Source organism: Acidovorax sp. BL-A-41-H1, from assembly GCF_051942715.1.
Genome location: NZ_JBPVJQ010000012.1, coordinates 51,825 through 68,522, shown reverse-complemented (window position 1 = coordinate 68,522; position 16,698 = coordinate 51,825). Strand labels below are relative to the sequence as shown.

Here is a 16,698-nt window from a genome sequence, read left to right as displayed (position 1 = left end):
CATGAGCCTCTGGATACGCTGGCTTGCGCGGCAGTTGGAAGTGGCACCCGGTGCACCATGGTGGATGTGGCTGTGGCGCTGCGTCGTGCTGCCCGCCACGCCCGAGCGTGCACTGCTGCCTTGGCTCCTTCAGCCGGGGCGCTGGCTGCTCGCAGGACTGGTGTTTGTGCTGCGCTGGGGCTGGAAAGGCCTGGCCCTGCTTCTGAACGGGGTGTTCTGGCCCATACGCCTCTTCCTGCGCGCCATGGACCGGTTGGCCACCCATGTCAGCGTGGAGAAGGGCATGCGCCTGGCCGACCAGGTGCTGTCTCCCCTCATGGAAATTCCCGGGCTCCGGTGGGTGGTGCTGGCCGTGGGCCTTCTGGCCGGGCTGGTCGTCATGACGACCCCCTTCAACTGGCTCGGGCAGACACTGTTCATGCTGCTTTGCTGGGGCCTGTCGCTGGTGCTGCGCCGCCTGCCAGGGCGCTACCCCTCGCTGGCACTGGCGGCCATCAGCCTGCTGGCCATGGGGCGCTATGCCTGGTGGCGGGTGACCTCGTCCATCGAGTTCGAATCGGCCATTGAATCCTTCCTGGGCTACGGCCTGCTGGCCGCCGAAGCCTACACGTGGCTGGTGGTGGTGCTCGGATTCATCCAGACCGCCTGGCCCCTGCACCGCCGCCCGGCCGACCTGCAGGGCCAGCCTGCCTCCTGGCCTACCGTCGATGTCTACATTCCCACCTACAACGAACCCCTGAGCGTGGTGCGGACCACCGTGCTGGCGTCCATGGCACTGGACTGGCCCAAGGACAAGGTGAAGGTCTTCATCCTGGACGATGGTCGGCGCGAGGAATTCCGCGAGTTCGCTGAGTCCATGGGCGTGGGTTACATCGTGCGCCCCGACAACAACCACGCCAAGGCTGGCAACCTGAACCACGCGCTGGGCAAAACCGACGGCGAGCTGATCGCCATTTTCGATTGCGACCACATCCCCACACGCTCATTCCTGACCACGGCCGTGGGCTGGTTCCAGCGCGACCCGAAGTGCGCCATGCTGCAGACGCCGCATCACTTCTTCTCGCCCGACCCGTTTGAACGCAACCTGGGCACCTTCCGCCGCGTGCCCAACGAGGGCGCACTGTTCTACGGGCTGATCCAGGATGGCAACGATTTCTGGAACGCCACCTTCTTCTGCGGCTCCTGCGCCGTGATCCGCCGTGGCCCGCTGCTGGAGGTGGGTGGCATCGCCGTGGAAACCGTGACCGAGGACGCACACACGGCCCTCAAGCTGCACCGGCGCGGCTACACCACGGCCTACATCAACGAAACCCAGGCCGCGGGCCTCGCCACCGAGAGCCTGTCGGCCCATGTGGGGCAACGCATCCGTTGGGCGCGCGGCATGGCACAGATCTTCCGCGTAGACAACCCCTTCCTCGGCAAGGGCCTCACGCTGTGGCAGCGCATTTGTTATGCCAATGCCATGGTGCACTTCTTCTTCGGACTGCCGCGGTTGGTGTTCCTCACCGCGCCCATGGCCTTCCTGTTCTTCGAGTGGCACATCATCAACGCGGGCGCGATCATGATCGCGCTGTACGTTCTGCCCTACATCCTGCAATCCAACATCGCCAACGCACACGTGCAAGGCGAGCACCGACACACATTCTGGGCCGAGGTCTATGAGACCGTGCTGGCTTGGTACGTGGCACTGCCCACCACGGTGGCGCTGATCAACCCGCGCCTGGGCAAGTTCAACGTGACAGCCAAGGGCGGACTGGTGGATGAGCCCTACTTCGACTGGGCCATCTCGCGCCCTTACACCGTGCTGGTGCTGCTGAACTTCGCAGCCTTTGGCATGGGGATCATGCGCCTGTTCTTCTGGAACACGGAAGAAACGGCCACCGTGCTGCTGAACCTGCTGTGGACCGTTTACAGCATCCTCATGCTGGGGGCAGCGCTGGGCGTGGCCTCCGAGGCGCGCCAGGTGCGCCGCATGCACCGTGTGGCAACCCGGCTGCAGGCCACGCTGTACCAGGACGACGGTACGGTGCTCCAGGCCGTCTGCATCGACTTCTCCATGACAGGAGTGGGCCTGGAGCTGCCCGAAGGCATCCGACCGGCAGTGGGGGACAAGGTAAAGGTGGGCCTGTGGCGCGGCCATTCCGAATGCACCTTCCCCGCCACCATCATGCTGCACCGGGGCCAGGGCGCCACGGGCCTGCAATTCGACCCCATGACCCGCGAACAACAGATCGACCTGGTGCAATGCACCTTTGCCCGCCCCGACACCTGGCGGCAATGGAACGACAGCCATGACATCGACCGCCCCTTGCATGGCCTGCAGGAGATCGCCCAGCTCGGCGTGCTCGGCTACCGCAAGTTCTGGGAATCGCTGCTCGACGCTGCCCACACCCGCTGGCCCACCGGGAGACAACGCAGACAACAGGGACTGGGCGCATGAGCTACTGGAACCTGTACTTCCTGGCCAAGGTCGGCCTGTACTTCACGGGCTACATCGGTTTTAGCTGGTGGCTGAACCTTCTGCTGTGGCTGGCGCTGCTGCCCCCCATCGGCCACCGAATGCTGAGACGCACCCGCACCGTGCTGGCCTGGCCAGCGGCGATTGCCCTGCTGTACTACGACTCCTACCTGCCCACCCTGGGACGCGTGTTATCCCAGCTCAAGGCCCTGGCGGGTTTCAGCGCCGACTACTGGATGGAGTTGGCCGGGCGGCTGGTCAACCCCACGGCTGTGGCGATGGCTGTGGCCGGTGTCTTTCTCTATGCAGCATTGGCGCGACGCGTACGCTTTGCCACCTTGGCCCTTGTTGGCATCTTGAGCGTGCCAGTGGTGGCAGCCCTCCAGGAGCGGGAGGCTCAGATCACCGATGCCGGAAATGCCCAGGCCAACACTGGCGATGGCTCCTCCGTGGCGGGCGCCGACGCGGCAGACCCCGACGCCCTCCTGCAAAAGTTCTATGCCAGCGAAAGCCAGAAACGGATGCAGTTCAGCACCGCAGGCGGACCGCCCCCCTTCGACATCATTCTGCTGCACGTATGCTCACTGTCCTGGGACGACATGGAGTTTGTGGGCCAGCGCAACCACCCGCTGCTCCAACGCTTTGACGTGCTGTTCACCAACTTCAACAGCGCCGCCAGCTATAGCGGGCCGGCTTCGCTGCGCGTGCTGCACGGCTCGTGCGGACAAACACCCCACAACAAGCTGTACGATGGCATCGATCCACAGTGTTACGTGTTTCCCAACCTGGAGAAGGTGGGCTACCAGACAGCGGCTCTGCTCAACCACGATGGCGTGTACGAAGAGTACGCCCATGCGCTGGAGCAGCGCGGCGGTTTGGCGGGCAAGCTGCAGCCCAACCAGAGTGCGCCAGTACACATGCAGAACTTCGATGGCTCGCCGATCTACAACGACCACGCGCTGCTGTCGCAGTGGTGGAAGAAGCGCAGCAGCGAGCGGGGTGCCGCCCCCGTGGCGCTGTACTACAACAGCATCTCACTGCACGACGGCAACCGCGTGCCCGGCATGACCTCCCGCAGCAGCCTGGACACCTACAAGCCTCGCCTGGTGCAATTGATGGCTGATTTCGACAAATTCATTACGGAATTGGAAACGGCGGGTAAACCGGTGGTGGTAGTGCTCGTGCCTGAACACGGCGCATCGCTGCGCGGCGACAAGATACAGATTTCGGGCATGCGCGAGATTCCAGGCCCACGCATCACACTGGTGCCTGCTGGCGTAAAGCTCGTGGGCATGAAGAAAAAAGACCCTGCGGCCGAGTCCACAGCGCCGGTGGTGGTGAACCAGCCCATGAGCTACCTGGGCCTGTTCACCTTGCTTGGCGACCTGCTGAGCGACAGTCCCTATGCCGACTCAGCCCGCCCACTGACCGATCGCCTCCAGGCACCGGAGACCACGCCCTTCGTCTCGGAAAACGCCGACGTGATCGTGATGCGCAACGCGGCCGGCAAGTATCTGATGAAGTCGGGCAACGGAGAGTGGATTCCTTACAGCTATTGATCCACGGCGTTGGACCAGGCAGCGGCCAGAAGCCGTGTCCCGCATAATCGGCTGCTGCGCCCGTGCACCGGGCCCTCGCCCGCCTGCGGCGTGCGCCCGTCAACCCCTTCCCCTCTTCGCATGAACCCACAAGCCCACCTGCTCTGGAAAGCGCCCCGCTGGGCCTTGGCGGTGTTGCTGGCGGTGCTGGGGATGCTGGGGCCGTTCTCCATCGACACCTACATCCCCGCGTTCTCGGGCATCGCCACAGCGCTGGGTGCTACGCCGGTGCAGATGCAGCAGACGCTGTCCGCCTACCTGTTCGGCTTCGCGTTCATGAGCCTTTTCCATGGAGCACTGGCCGACAGTTTTGGCCGCAGGCCGGTGATCCTGTGGGGCATCGCGGTGTTCACGCTGGCATCTGCGGGCTGCGCGTTGTCGCAGACTATCGGGCAATTGGTCTTTTTCCGGGCATTGCAGGGCCTGTCCACAGGGGCCGGCATCGTGGTGTCGCGCGCCGTGATCCGCGACATGTTCCCGCCCGCCCAGGCACAGAAAGTGATGAGCCAGGTCACCATCTACTTTGGCGTGGCCCCGGCGATTGCCCCCATCGTAGGGGGCTGGTTGTTCGTGCACCTGGGCTGGCACAGCATTTTCTGGTTCCTGACACTGGTGGGTGTGGCACTGTGGACCGCCAACTACCGCCTGTTGCCCGAAACCTTGCACCACGAGCACCGACAGCCCTTCAACGTGCGCCACCTGATGCGCGGCTATGTGCAGCTCGGGTCCAGTGCGCGGTTTGTGTTGCTGGCCCTGGCCAGTGGCGTGCCATTCAACGGCATGTTCCTCTACGTACTCTCCGCACCGGCTTTCCTGGGCGAGCATTTGTCGCTGGCACCCACGCAGTTCTTCTGGTTCTTCATCCTGACCATCTCGGGCATCATGGGCGGCGCCTGGCTTAGCGGGCGCCTGGCCGGGCGCATCCCACCCAAGCGGCAGATACGCCATGGGTTTCTCATCATGTGCACGGTGGCGGTGCTCAACCTCGCGGCCAACCTGCTGTTTCCGCCACACGCCTGGTGGGCCCTGCTGCCCATTGCCATCTTCTCGTTCGGCTGGGCACTGATGGTGCCGGTGGTCACGCTGCTGGTGCTGGACCTGCACCCGGAGCGCAGGGGCATGGCCTCGTCGATGCAAGCCTTTGTGGGCTCCAGCGCCAATGGCCTGGTGGCCGGTCTGATTGCCCCCCTGGTCATGCACTCCACGGTGCTGCTGGCGCTGGCCTCGCTGCTGATGATGGGCATAGGCCTCGCGGCCTGGATCTATCTGCACAACCGCTGGCCCGACATCGGACGCACACCCGTTCAGCTCTGAGCATCCGCCCTGGGTTCACCCAGGATCGCTCCTGGGGCCGCACTACCCTGCAGGACCATGGCCAACTGTCAGTGCAAGGTGCTCACCGGGCATGCATCCACCTCAGGTGTTGTGCGGCTGCCGACGGTCCACATTTTTCTGCTGGTAATAGCGGTTTTTCTCGGCGTACATGGCTTGGTCGGCCCGATTGATCGCCGCTTCCACCCCATCGCCGGAATGGCAACTGGCGATGCCCATGGCCAGACTCAAGTGCTGGCCGGGGTAGAACTGGTTGTTCAGCTCCAGCATCGAGATGATGCGCTCCTGCAACGCATAGGCCCCGCGCTCTTCAGTGCCAGGCAAAAGCACAGTGAATTCATCGCCGCCAATGCGCGCCGCGCAGGCCGGGGCATCCACGGCCTTGGCCAGCACCTCACCCACGCGCCGCAGCATCGAGTCGCCCGCCGCGTGGCCTTGCTCGTCATTGACCACCTTGAGCCCATTCAGGTCAATGGCGATGACGGACAGCGGCCAGGGCCCTTTGCGCGTGAGCCGGTTCAGCTCTTCGGCATAGAAGGCGCGGTTGCGCAGCTGGGTGAGTACATCGTGTTTGCCCAGGTATTCGAGGTAAGCCTCGGCCTTTTTTCGGGCCGTGATATCCACCAGCGACAGGAGCACCAGCCCCCAATCATGCCGATGGCTATCGAGCACCGAGAATTGCATGTGGATGTTCACCGCGTCGCCCGACAGTGAGTAGTTCACCACCTCGCGCTGCTGGAAGGTCTTCCCCTCCCACAGGTCCTGCAGCTGCTCTGCGAAGGACTCATGCATTTCGCCACGGAACACGCGGCCGATGTTGTTGAGCAGCATCTCCTTGCTGGCAGCACCGAACATGCGCAATGTCTGCTGGTTCACGTCGATAACGCGGATCTCCTGCATGCAGCGGCTCACGAAGTCGGGGTGTACCTTGAGGAAGGTCTTGAAGTCGCCAATGCCCTGGGCGCGCACGCCATCGAGCAGATTCTTCACGGCGCTGAAGTCTTCCACCCAGAGCGAGACCGGCGAATGCTCGAACAGGTCGCGCGCATACTGCTCGCTGCGCCGCAAGCGGCGCGCAGCCTCCAGTTGCTGGGTGTTGTCCTCCAGAGAGACTAGCACGCGGCTCCAGTCGGCCTCATGACCAGGCAGTATGCGCGCGCGGACCAGCACGTCCAGGCGCCGGCCGTCAAGCGCGTAGTTCACCGTCTGGTTGGCAAACTCCATCTGTCCGTCCCACAGCTGCGCAAGCTCATGCGCCGCAGTGTCGTGCCGGTCATCCCGAAAGACTTTGTCGAGGTTGGCTTCCAGATGCTGCTGGCTGTCGGCCGAGAACAACTCCAGCGTGCGCCGATTGACCTGCAGCACACGCAGCGACGCACTGCATTGGCGCAGGCGGGCCGGGTCTTCGGCCAGATGGGAGCGTATGTCGGTGACCCCTTGCGCACGCCAGCCATCGAACAGACGTTTGAGTTCGCTGAAATCCTCCAGCCAAAGCGACACGGGCGCCAGCTCGAACATGTGTTCGTAATCGGCCCCCGAGGAGAGAGAAGACACCACAACAAATTCCTCCGTGGGCAATTATTGACGACACGGCCCGCAAAAAGCAGGGGGCCCGCACTCCAGCCACAAAAAAGGGCTGGCACCTTGCGGTACCAGCCCTTGATCGGTGGGAGCGCTCAACACGCCCCCAGCCCTATTCATCAATCAGCGTGCGGGGCGCGCTGGGCGCTTGCGCGCATCGTGGGCCACAAAGGGCTTGCCACCACCACCCGCAGGCTTGGAGAACGCAGGCTTGCGCGGCGCGAAATCACCACGGGGTGCGCCGGCATCGCCACGGGGCGCAAAGCCACCGCGGCCCGCATCGCCAAAGCCCGGCTTGCGGCCATAGCCTTCGCCGTCGCGGCGAGGAGCAAAACCACGGTCAGCACCACGATCGTCACGACCACCGAAGCCGCCACCATCGCCTCGGGCTGGAGCACCACGGTTGTCACCACGGCCAGCAAAACCGCCGCCAAAACCACCACCGAAGCCGCCACGGGCAGGGCCACCGAACTTGCGGTCACGGCTGTCACGGTCATAGCCACCCGAGCGGCCACGGCCACCAAAATCACCGCCACGGGGCGCCTGGGGGGCGCGTTGGGCAGGCTCCATGCCAGGGATCACTTCGGCCTTGAACTGCTGGCGGCTGTACGACTCAATGTCGTAAATCTTGCGGCGGTCGCGGAACTCGGCAAAAGTGACGGCCAGGCCGTCGCGGCCCGCACGGCCGGTGCGGCCAATGCGGTGGGTGTAGTCCTCGGCCTTCATGGGCAAGCCGAAGTTGAACACGTGGGTGATGGTGGGCACGTCGATGCCACGGGCTGCGACATCGGTCGCCACCAGAATCTGCACCTGGCCGCTGCGCAGCGCCATCAGGCGGCGGTTGCGCAGGCCCTGGCTCAAGGCACCGTGCAGGGCGACAGCCGAGAAGCCGTCTTGCTGCAGGTCGTTGGCCAGACCATCGCACTCCACCTGGGTGCTGGCGAACACGATGGCTTGGTTGATCGTGGTGTCACGCAGCCAGTGGTCCAGCAGCTTGCGCTTGTGCTGGGCGTTGTCGGCCCAGTACAGCACCTGCTTGATGTTGGTGTGTTTCTCTTGCGGAGAGTCGATAGTCACCTTTTGCACGGACGAGCCACCGTCGTGCATCACACGCATGGCCAGCTGCTGGATGCGGGGCGCGAACGTGGCGCTGAACATCATGGTCTGCTTGCGCTGGCTGGTCAGCTGGTTCAGCTCGGCCAGGTCGTCCGAGAAGCCCAAGTCCAGCATGCGGTCGGCTTCGTCCACCACCAGGAACTGCACCTTGTCGAGCTTGATCTGCATGGAGCGCTGCAGGTCCAGCAGGCGGCCAGGGGTAGCAACCACCAGATCGGCGTTCTGCAGCTTGGCGATCTGCAGCTGGTAGGGCATGCCGCCCACCACATTGGCTACGCGCAGACCACGGCAGTGCTTGACCAGATCGATGGCGTCGTGCGCCACCTGCTGGGCCAGTTCACGGGTGGGGCACAGGATCAGCGCGCCCGGCGTGGCGGCCTTGAAATTGCGCGAGCTGGTGGGGTCCTTGCGCTTGGCACGCTTGGGGGCGGGCTCGCCACGGGCAGCCGCTTCGGCCACCGCACGCTCGAACGCGGCGCGCTCTTCAGCCTGGGCCACGGCCTGCTGCTGGATCAGCGTGTGCAGCACCGGTAGCAGGAAGGCGGCGGTCTTGCCGCTGCCCGTCTGGCTGGAGACCATCAGGTCGATGAACTTCGAGGCATCGCTGCCCATGGCCAGAGGAATGGCCTTGCGCTGCACGCTGGTGGGCTGTGTGTAGCCCAGGTCGGCCACGGCTTGCACCAGCTCGGGCGCCAGGCCCAGTTCGACGAACCCATTGGGCTCGGCGGTCACGGCGGCAGCATCTTCAATAGCGGCGGCCACCACGGAATCGAGGGAGGAGGACTGCACGGAAACGTCGGCAGCAAAGGAATTGTCAGCAGGCGCGAATTCGCCCTGCACCAAAGAGGTGTCGGTCATGAATTTTTCTCTCACGAAGACGGTCGCGGGCGCTGCCCACGATTGGCTTCGTCAAATGGTTAAAAAACATCAACCATCAAACGAAACCTGCGCTGGCTCTGGGGAATCAGGCCGATGCGGGTGGGCTGTTATTCGCCAGTCCTGCACTGCCGGCTTACATTTGCATGTGGGCAGTGGGCTGGCAAGCCCGGTGTGTGAGGGGAGATGCACAAACTGCGAGGCGGATTTCCTGCACAGCCCGCAATTATGACACGGTTAAGGGTTTCCCCGCAATACCCTTTCAATGCGCAGCCTCTCCAAGGCGTGCTCCGGGCGCACGCCCTCGCGCAATGGCCGCACCGCTGCGGGGGCGACCCATACCGCGCATGCGCCGAGGGCGCTCCTGACGCCCAGCGATTCAGGGGTTTTTCACTTCCACGGACAGCAGGTGCTGGCGGTAGTGCGCCAGCTCATCGATGGACTCGTGCACATCAGCCAGCGCCGTGTGCTTTTGCGCCTTCTTGAAGCTGGTGTAGGCCTCGGGCTTCCAGCGTTTGGCCAGCTCCTTCAAGGTGCTGACATCGACGTTGCGGTAGTGGAAGAACTTCTCCAGCTTGGGCATGTAGCGCACCAGAAAACGGCGGTCCTGCCCGATGCTGTTGCCACACATGGGGGCTGTGCCCTTGGGTACATACTGGCTCAGGAAGGCAATGATCTGTTGCTCGGCCTCCTCCTCGGTCACCGTCGAGGCCTTCACCTTGTCGATCAGGCCGCTGCGGCCGTGGGTCCCCTTGTTCCAGGCATCCATCTTGTTCAGCAATTCGTCCGACTGGTGGATGGCAAACACCGGGCCTTCGACACGGGGTTCCAGACCAGGGCCCGTCACGACCACGGCGATTTCCAGCAGGCGGTCCGTATCCGGCTCCAGGCCGGTCATTTCGCAATCGAGCCAGACCAGGTTCTGGTCGGATTTGGCAAGCGTGGCAGGGGTGGGGTTGTTGGCTTCTGACATGGCGCGCATTGTCGCCGATGGCCTAAACTCGCCGCACATGCCCACCCCCGACGACTTCTCCCCCTCCATGCTGCTCACGCTGGCCTTTGCGACTGCACTGGTCCTGGGCCTTGCGCTCAAGTTCTGGCTGGCCACCCGCCAGGTGCGGCATATCGCCCGCCACCGCGCCGCCGTGCCTGCACCGTTTGCCGAGCGCATCTCCCTGGCAGCCCACCAGAAGGCCGCCGACTACACCATCACCAAGGCCCGCCTGGGGCTGCTGGAGATGGCCCTGGGCTGCGTGGTGCTGCTGGGCTGGACCTTGCTGGGCGGCCTGGACGCACTGAACCGCACCCTGCTGGACACCATGGGGCCCGGCATGGCGCAACAGCTGGCGCTGCTGGTGGCCTTCGCCGCCATCGCTGGCCTGATCGACCTGCCCTTGTCGCTGTACCAGACCTTGGTGATCGAAGAGCGTTTTGGCTTCAACAAGATGACCTGGCGCCTGTGGCTGGCCGACGCGGCCAAGGGCCTGCTGGTGGGTGCGGTCATCGGCCTGCCGATTGCCGCGCTCATCCTGTGGCTCATGGGCGCGGCCGGCCCGCTGTGGTGGCTCTGGGCCTGGTGCTTCTGGATGGGCTTCAACCTGCTCTTGATGGTGATCTACCCCACCTTCATCGCGCCCCTGTTCAACAAATTCCAGCCGCTCGAAGACGAATCGCTCAAGGCCCGCGTCACGGCCCTGATGCAGCGCTGCGGCTTCTCGGCCAAGGGCCTGTTTGTGATGGATGGAAGCCGCCGCAGTGCCCATGCCAATGCCTATTTCACGGGCTTTGGCGCGGCCAAACGCGTGGTGTTCTACGACACGCTGCTGAAGCAGCTGGCCCCGGGTGAAGTCGAGGCCGTGCTGGCGCATGAGCTGGGCCACTTCAAGCACCGCCATATCATCCAGCGCATCGTGGTCATGTTTGGCCTCAGTCTGGCCGGTTTTGCGCTGCTGGGATGGCTCTCCAACCAGGTGTGGTTCTATACGGGCCTGGGCGTGCGCCCCAACATCTCGTTGGACCCCACCATAGCGGCCGCGCCCAACGACGCCTTGGCGCTGCTGCTGTTCATGCTGGTGGTGCCCGTATTCACCTTCTTCATCTCGCCGCTGTTCTCGCAACAGTCGCGCAGGCACGAGTTTCAGGCAGATGCCTACGCCATGGCCCAGGCCAGCGGCGCCGATCTGGCTTCGGCCCTGCTCAAGCTGTACGAAGACAATGCCTCCACGCTCACACCCGACCCGGTGTACGTGAAGTTCTACTACTCGCACCCGCCCGCCACCGAACGGCTGGCACGCATGCTCCCCACCCCTGTCTACCCATGACCACCACCATGTTGAAGAAAAAAGACTGGTCTGCGCTTTCCCGCCGTGCGCTGACCGCTACTGAAGTTGTAGCAAATCTGGCCAAACTCGAAGGCTGGAGCCTGAGCGGCGACGGCGCAAACGTCGCCATCGAGAAGACCTATCGCTTCGCCAACTACTACGAGACCATCTCGTTCGTGAATGCGCTGGCCTTCGTCGCCAATGCGCAAGACCACCACCCCGACCTCTCGGTGCACTACAACCGCTGCGTGGTGCGCCTGAACACCCACGATGTGCACGGCATCTCCTCGACCGACTTCGAGTGCGCCACCCAGTTCGACGCATTGGTCGCGCTGTGACACAGGCCCCCCATGGCTGAACGCAGCGCCCTCATGGAAGGCACCGTGGTGGCCAGCCATGGGCGCCACTGCATGGTTGAAACCGCCGACGGCGAGCGCCGCATCTGCCACCCTCGGGGCAAAAAAAGCCACGCCGTGGTGGGCGACCGGGTGCTGTGGCAAGCCCCCCCGCCCGGCCAGGGCGACGAAGGCACCATCGAGAAAGTGCTGGAGCGGCGCAACCTGTTTTACCGCCAGGACGAGATCCGCACCAAGTCGTTTGCGGCCAACCTGGATCAGGTGCTGATCCTGATCGCGGCAGAACCCGTGTTCTCCGAAAGCCAGCTCGCCCGCGCCCTGATCGCAGCCGAGGCCGAAGGCATCAAACCCCTGATCGGCCTCAACAAAAGCGATCTGGTGGAGCCCTTTGCCCGCGCCTGGGAACGGCTGCTGCCGTACCGCCACATGGGGGCAGGCACGCACTATGGCGTGCTGCCCTTGTCGCTGGCGCTGTCCAGCGATGTGGACCGCGCGCTGCTGATGGAACACCTGCGCGGCAAGACCACGCTGGTGCTGGGCCCCTCGGGCTCGGGCAAAAGCACACTGATCAACCTGCTGGTGCCAGGCGCTACCGTGCAGACCGGCGAGATATCGCAAGCGCTGAACTCCGGCAAGCACACCACCACCAGCACCCACTGGTACTGGATGGATGCGGAGCGCACCACGGCGCTCATCGACTCACCAGGGTTCCAGGAATTCGGTCTGCACCATGTGGCGCCCATGCAGCTCGCCGCCTGCATGCCGGACATCGCAGAACATGCCAGCCACTGCAAGTTCTACAACTGCACCCACCTGCATGAGCCCGGTTGTGGTGTTCTGGATGCGGTTAAAAACGGCTCTTCCGCGCACGGGATAAGCCCAAATCGCTATAAAATTTATAGCGATTTATTTGAAGAGCTGAGCCACACCCGCTATTGACGCGAGCCCTGCACCGCGGGTGCCCAGCCCTACCCCAGCAGGCGGGCCAGCGTGAGCAGCGCCAGCAGCAGCATCCAGACCACCACTGATCGCCACACAAGCCCCACCACACTGCGCAGGTGGCCCACTTCGGGCTCCCGGCCGGGAGTGGAGTCGCTGTCGCCCATGTCGGCGTCGATCTCCAGCCCTTGGGGGGCCTGCGTTTCGGTGCGAGCCTTCAGGGCCTCGCCCCCCAGGCGCACATTGATCGCGCCCGCTGTGGCAGCCAGTACCACGCCATCGTTGTCGTTGGGGAACCGCTGCGCATGAAAACGCCAGCCCTCGATCGCTTCCTCAAAACTCCCGACCACGGCAAAGCTGAGTGCCGTGAGCCGCGCCGGCAGCCAGTCCACCACAGTCCAGGCCTGGGCACAGGCCTGCTGCAGCGAGGCACTGGCGGGCTGCGTGCCCGCGCGTTGCCGGTAGTGCCAGTAGCGTGAAACAAATTCGGCCAGACGGTACAACACCGCCCCCGTGGGCCCCAGCCCCAGCGCCGCCAGCACCGAGAACCAGGCCAGCACCCCAAACACATGGCGGTGCGCGGCGAGCACCGAATACTCGATCACATGGCGCACGATCTCGCTGCGGGGCAAGGCCCCCACATCCACCTGCTGCCAATGTGCAAGGCGCTCGCGGGCCGCATCTTCATCGCCTTCTTCGAGCGCATCGCGGATGCCCGTGAAATGGTGGCTGAACTGGCGAAAGCCCAGCGTGACATACAGCACCGCCACGCTCCAGAGCACCGCAAACGGCCAGCCCAGACCCCACAGCAGCGCCCAATGGATGGCCAGCGTGATCAGGGCCGGGAGCAGCACCGCCAGGCTCCAGGCCACCCAGCCATGGTGGGGCTTGCCTGCGTCGAAGTTGCGACTCACGGACAGCGCCCACGCCCGCAGACCCGCATGAATGGGGTTGCTGCGAGCCAGGGGGCGGGCCTGCTCGATCAGCAGAGCGAACAGGATGGCGAAGAAACTCATGGGGGGCAATGATACTGGCGCTTCGCCCCCGTGCACCCTTTATGTGCGAGGCGGTTCAGGCCTGCATGAAGCGGTAGAAATTGCGCAGCATACCCGCCGTCGCACCCCAGATGAAATGGTTCTTGCGGCTGTCCTGGTAGGGCATGGAGAACCACTCGCGGTGCACACCGTCCCGGTCGAACACATGGCGCCGGTGGTTGGCGGGGTCCAGCAGAAACGCCAGCGGCACCTCGAACAGGTCCGCCACCTCGTAGGGATTGGGCTGCAGCACGCAGTCTGGCCGCACCAGCGCCACCACTGGCGTGATGATGAAGGACGAGCCGGTGACGTAGGTTGGCAAGGTGCCCAGCACCTCGACGAACTCGGGCGCGAGCCCGACTTCTTCCTGTGCCTCGCGCAAAGCCGTGTCGGCAGCCGTGGCGTCGCCAGGGTCGGCCCGCCCGCCCGGGAAAGCCACCTGCCCCGAGTGCGTGGACAGGTGGGCCGTGCGCTCGGTGAGCAGCACCGTGGGCTGCTCGCGCAGCATGATCGCCAGCAGCACGGATGCGTGGGCTGGCTCGCGGTTCATGAACTTCTTCTCCAGCAGCACCTCGGGCTCCCAGCGGGGCGGGTGCGCAAACCGCGCGCGCAGCGCCTCGGGCGTCTGCGCCGCCGCCGGCACAGCGGGCAGGTGCGCATCCACGCCCACCACCGGCACCAGGCGGGGGTCGAAATCAGGCAGGCTGGACAGCGGCGCAACGACGGACGAAACGGCGGGGGCGGGAGAAGAGGCGTTCACTCAAGAAATTCGGTTCGGGTTCAGGTTCGGATTCAACAGGCCAAAAAAACAAAAAGCCGCTACAGGCTGATGCTGTAGCGGCTTGTCAGGGCAGGCCCTCGCCTTGCTTGGATTAAGCGGCGGTGGCAGCAGCCTTGACGCGCGAAGGCAGCTTTTCCTTGATACGTGCCGACTTGCCGCTGCGGTCACGCAGGTAGTACAGCTTGGCACGGCGCACGTCACCACGGCGCTTGACTTCGATGCTGGCGATCAGCGGGCTGTAGGTCTGGAACGTACGTTCCACGCCTTCGCCGCTGGAGATCTTGCGCACGGTGAAGCCGCTGTTCAGGCCGCGATTGCGCTTGGCAATCACAACACCTTCGTAGGCCTGCACGCGCTTGCGGGTACCTTCCACCACGTTCACGCTCACGATGACGGTGTCACCGGGGGCGAATTCGGGGATGGTCTTGTTCAAGCGGGCGATTTCTTCCGCTTCCAGGGTCTGGATCAGGTTCATGTTTGATGTCCAACGATCTTGTCCGCGCCAAAAGTGGCTGCGTCGGGATTGACGGTTCAGTGTTTTGCGGGAGGAAACCCTGTCAAAACGGCCGGCCAGAGGATCGAAAAGCCTTTGATTATAACAATTCAGGCGAGCTTGGCCAATACCGCCTCATCGGCCGGGGCCAGACGCCCCGCCTGGCGCGCCGCGTCAATGAGATCGGGGCGGTGGCGGGCCGTGATGGCCAGCCGCTGGTCGCGCCGCCAGCGCTCGATCTGCGCATGGTGCCCGGACATCAGCGCCGCGGGCACCTGCTGCCCCGCCCACTCCTCCGGCCGCGTGTAGTGCGGGCAGTCGAGCAGACCGTCGAGCGCGGGGTTGAAGCTGTCGAGCTGGTGGCTGCCTTCGTCGTTGAGCACGCCGGGTTGCAGACGGGCGACCGCATCCAGCAAGGCCATGGCGGCTATTTCACCGCCCGAGAGCACAAAATCCCCCAGACTCATCTGCACATCCACATGTGCGTCGATGAATCGCTGGTCAATGCCTTCATAGCGGCCACACAGCAGCACGGCGCCTGCGCTGGCAGACCAGCGCTCCACAGCAGCATGGTTGAGCGGCGACCCGATGGGTGAAAAGAGCACCAGCGGCGCCCTGCCCTCCTCCGGCTCGGCCCGCTCCGCTCGGATAGCTGCGAGGCACCGCTGCAGCGGCTCGGCCATCATCACCATGCCGGGGCCGCCGCCAAAGGGCCGGTCGTCCACGCGGCGGTAGTTGCCTTCGGCATGGTCACGCGGGTTCCACAGGCGCACATCGACCTGGCCGCTGGCATAAGCGCGGCGGGTCACACCGCTCGCCAGGAAAGGCGCGAACAGCTCAGGGAACAGGGTGATGATGTCAAAGCGCATGGTGCGTGCAGGGCGCAGGAGAGCGGCATCCGCTCAGTAGTCGGGCTGCCAATCGACCGTGATGCGCTTTTCAGGCAGATCCACCTTGTCCACAAAAGCCGAGACAAAAGGAATCATCCGCTCGCGGGCCTTGCCATCTTCCTCATAAGCCAGCACCAGCACGGTCTGGGAGCCGGTGGACATCAGCTCCTGCACCTGCCCCAGCGCCACGCCTTCCCGGTTGACGACCGCGAGGCCAATCAGATCCACCCAGTAGAACTCGTCCTCCGAGGTGGACGGAAAACTCGACCGGGGCACAAAAATGCGCGCACCGCGCAGGGCCTCGGCGGCATTGCGGTCATCAACGCCCTGCGCCCAGGCCACCACGGTGTCTGAATGGTCCTTGGCCTGGCGGATGGACAGCAGCACCGTGCCGGTAAATGCCTTGGCACCCCGCTCGGACGGCTGCAGGTACCAGCGCTTGGACGCGAACAGCGCCTCGGGGCTGCTGCTGTGGGACAGCACCTTGAACCAGCCCTTGACGCCCCAGGCATCGGCAATGCGCCCCACTTCAACGGCATCGGGCGGCAGCTCTGCGGGTTCGAGGGTCAGGGGAGTGGTGGCCATGGCGGGGGGATTCCAGAATAGGAAAAGGGCGGGTTCCGCCAGACTAGCCGACGGAACCCGCCCTTTTCAGGGAGCTTTAAGCAGCCTTCTTGGCGGCTTGCTTGATCAGGCGGTCCACCGTGGGGGAGGACTGGGCACCAACGCCCACCCAGTAAGCCAGACGGTCTTGCACGATGCGCAGGCCTTCTTCGGTTTCCTTGGCGGTGGGGTTGTAGAAGCCGATGCGCTCGATGAAGCGGCCGTCACGGCGCACGCGCTTGTCAGCAACGACGATGTTGAAGAAAGGACGGCCCTTGGAGCCGCCGCGGGAGAGTCGAATGACGACCATGATTTATCCT

General features: G+C 64.4%; 15 protein-coding genes. 6 read left to right on the top strand and 9 right to left on the bottom strand.

Annotation, left to right across the window (positions count from 1 at the left end; genetic code table 11):
* Position 1 precedes the first annotated feature (1 nt).
* From bcsA to ACTPOI_RS24780, 3 genes are all read left to right on the top strand, one after another.
* The gene (bcsA, locus tag ACTPOI_RS24790; RefSeq protein ID WP_440114039.1) at positions 2 to 2,440 is read left to right on the top strand and encodes a UDP-forming cellulose synthase catalytic subunit; all 2,439 of its coding nucleotides are present in this window, start codon (positions 2 to 4) and stop codon (positions 2,438 to 2,440) included.
* Complete coding sequence (bcsG, locus tag ACTPOI_RS24785) at positions 2,437 to 4,017, top strand: cellulose biosynthesis protein BcsG (protein ID WP_440114036.1); 1,581 nt, start codon at positions 2,437 to 2,439, stop codon at positions 4,015 to 4,017. The genes bcsA and bcsG overlap by 4 nt, the downstream gene beginning before the upstream one ends.
* 120 nt (positions 4,018 to 4,137) lie before the next feature.
* Positions 4,138 to 5,370 carry a multidrug effflux MFS transporter gene (locus ACTPOI_RS24780; RefSeq protein WP_252657653.1) on the top strand — a complete coding sequence of 411 codons (1,233 nt, stop codon included), beginning with the start codon at positions 4,138 to 4,140 and terminating at the stop codon, positions 5,368 to 5,370.
* Positions 5,371 to 5,472: 102 nt separating this feature from the next.
* Here ACTPOI_RS24780 and ACTPOI_RS24775 read toward each other — a convergent pair whose 3' ends face one another.
* The 3 genes from ACTPOI_RS24775 to orn all read right to left on the bottom strand — a co-directional run bounded on the left by ACTPOI_RS24775 (position 5,473) and on the right by orn (position 9,934).
* Complete coding sequence (locus ACTPOI_RS24775) at positions 5,473 to 6,945, bottom strand: sensor domain-containing diguanylate cyclase (RefSeq protein WP_205734069.1); 1,473 nt, start codon at positions 6,943 to 6,945, stop codon at positions 5,473 to 5,475.
* 147 nt (positions 6,946 to 7,092) lie between these two features.
* Positions 7,093 to 8,943, bottom strand: coding sequence for a DEAD/DEAH box helicase (locus tag ACTPOI_RS24770; RefSeq protein WP_094285402.1), 1,851 nt, complete (start codon positions 8,941 to 8,943; stop codon positions 7,093 to 7,095).
* A gap of 397 nt (positions 8,944 to 9,340) precedes the next feature.
* On the bottom strand, positions 9,341 to 9,934 hold the full coding sequence (gene orn / locus ACTPOI_RS24765) for an oligoribonuclease (RefSeq protein WP_094285863.1): 594 nt from the start codon (positions 9,932 to 9,934) through the stop codon (positions 9,341 to 9,343).
* Positions 9,935 to 9,971: 37 nt separating this feature from the next.
* Between orn and ACTPOI_RS24760 the strand changes: the two genes are divergently transcribed.
* From ACTPOI_RS24760 to rsgA, 3 genes are read left to right on the top strand one after another with little or no spacing between them, the layout of a single operon-like run.
* The gene (locus tag ACTPOI_RS24760) at positions 9,972 to 11,282 is read left to right on the top strand and encodes a M48 family metallopeptidase (RefSeq protein WP_440114030.1); all 1,311 of its coding nucleotides are present in this window, start codon (positions 9,972 to 9,974) and stop codon (positions 11,280 to 11,282) included.
* Complete coding sequence (locus tag ACTPOI_RS24755) at positions 11,279 to 11,620, top strand: 4a-hydroxytetrahydrobiopterin dehydratase (RefSeq protein ID WP_440114027.1); 342 nt, start codon at positions 11,279 to 11,281, stop codon at positions 11,618 to 11,620. Before ACTPOI_RS24760 ends, ACTPOI_RS24755 begins: the two co-directional genes overlap by 4 nt.
* 12 nt (positions 11,621 to 11,632) lie before the next feature.
* Positions 11,633 to 12,577, top strand: a complete 945-nt coding sequence (gene rsgA / locus ACTPOI_RS24750; RefSeq protein WP_440114024.1) for a ribosome small subunit-dependent GTPase A — start codon at positions 11,633 to 11,635, stop codon at positions 12,575 to 12,577.
* A 29-nt stretch (positions 12,578 to 12,606) separates the two neighbouring features.
* Here the strand turns inward: rsgA and ACTPOI_RS24745 are convergent, their stop codons facing one another.
* From ACTPOI_RS24745 to rpsP, 6 genes are all read right to left on the bottom strand, one after another.
* On the bottom strand, positions 12,607 to 13,593 hold the full coding sequence (locus ACTPOI_RS24745) for a CobD/CbiB family protein (protein ID WP_094285399.1): 987 nt from the start codon (positions 13,591 to 13,593) through the stop codon (positions 12,607 to 12,609).
* 55 nt (positions 13,594 to 13,648) lie between these two features.
* Positions 13,649 to 14,371 (bottom strand): CoA pyrophosphatase, encoded by a 723-nt coding sequence (locus ACTPOI_RS24740; protein ID WP_252657648.1) that lies wholly within the window; start codon positions 14,369 to 14,371, stop codon positions 13,649 to 13,651.
* Between the two features lie 112 nt (positions 14,372 to 14,483).
* Positions 14,484 to 14,867, bottom strand: a complete 384-nt coding sequence (gene rplS, locus ACTPOI_RS24735; protein WP_056061081.1) for a 50S ribosomal protein L19 — start codon at positions 14,865 to 14,867, stop codon at positions 14,484 to 14,486.
* Between the two features lie 128 nt (positions 14,868 to 14,995).
* Positions 14,996 to 15,754, bottom strand: a complete 759-nt coding sequence (gene trmD, locus ACTPOI_RS24730) for a tRNA (guanosine(37)-N1)-methyltransferase TrmD (protein WP_440114019.1) — start codon at positions 15,752 to 15,754, stop codon at positions 14,996 to 14,998.
* A gap of 33 nt (positions 15,755 to 15,787) precedes the next feature.
* Entirely contained in the window at positions 15,788 to 16,360 is a 573-nt protein-coding gene (rimM, locus tag ACTPOI_RS24725) for a ribosome maturation factor RimM (protein WP_440114016.1), read from the bottom strand.
* A 76-nt stretch (positions 16,361 to 16,436) separates the two neighbouring features.
* On the bottom strand, positions 16,437 to 16,688 hold the full coding sequence (rpsP, locus tag ACTPOI_RS24720) for a 30S ribosomal protein S16 (RefSeq protein ID WP_063461301.1): 252 nt from the start codon (positions 16,686 to 16,688) through the stop codon (positions 16,437 to 16,439).
* Positions 16,689 to 16,698: the final 10 nt, after the last annotated feature.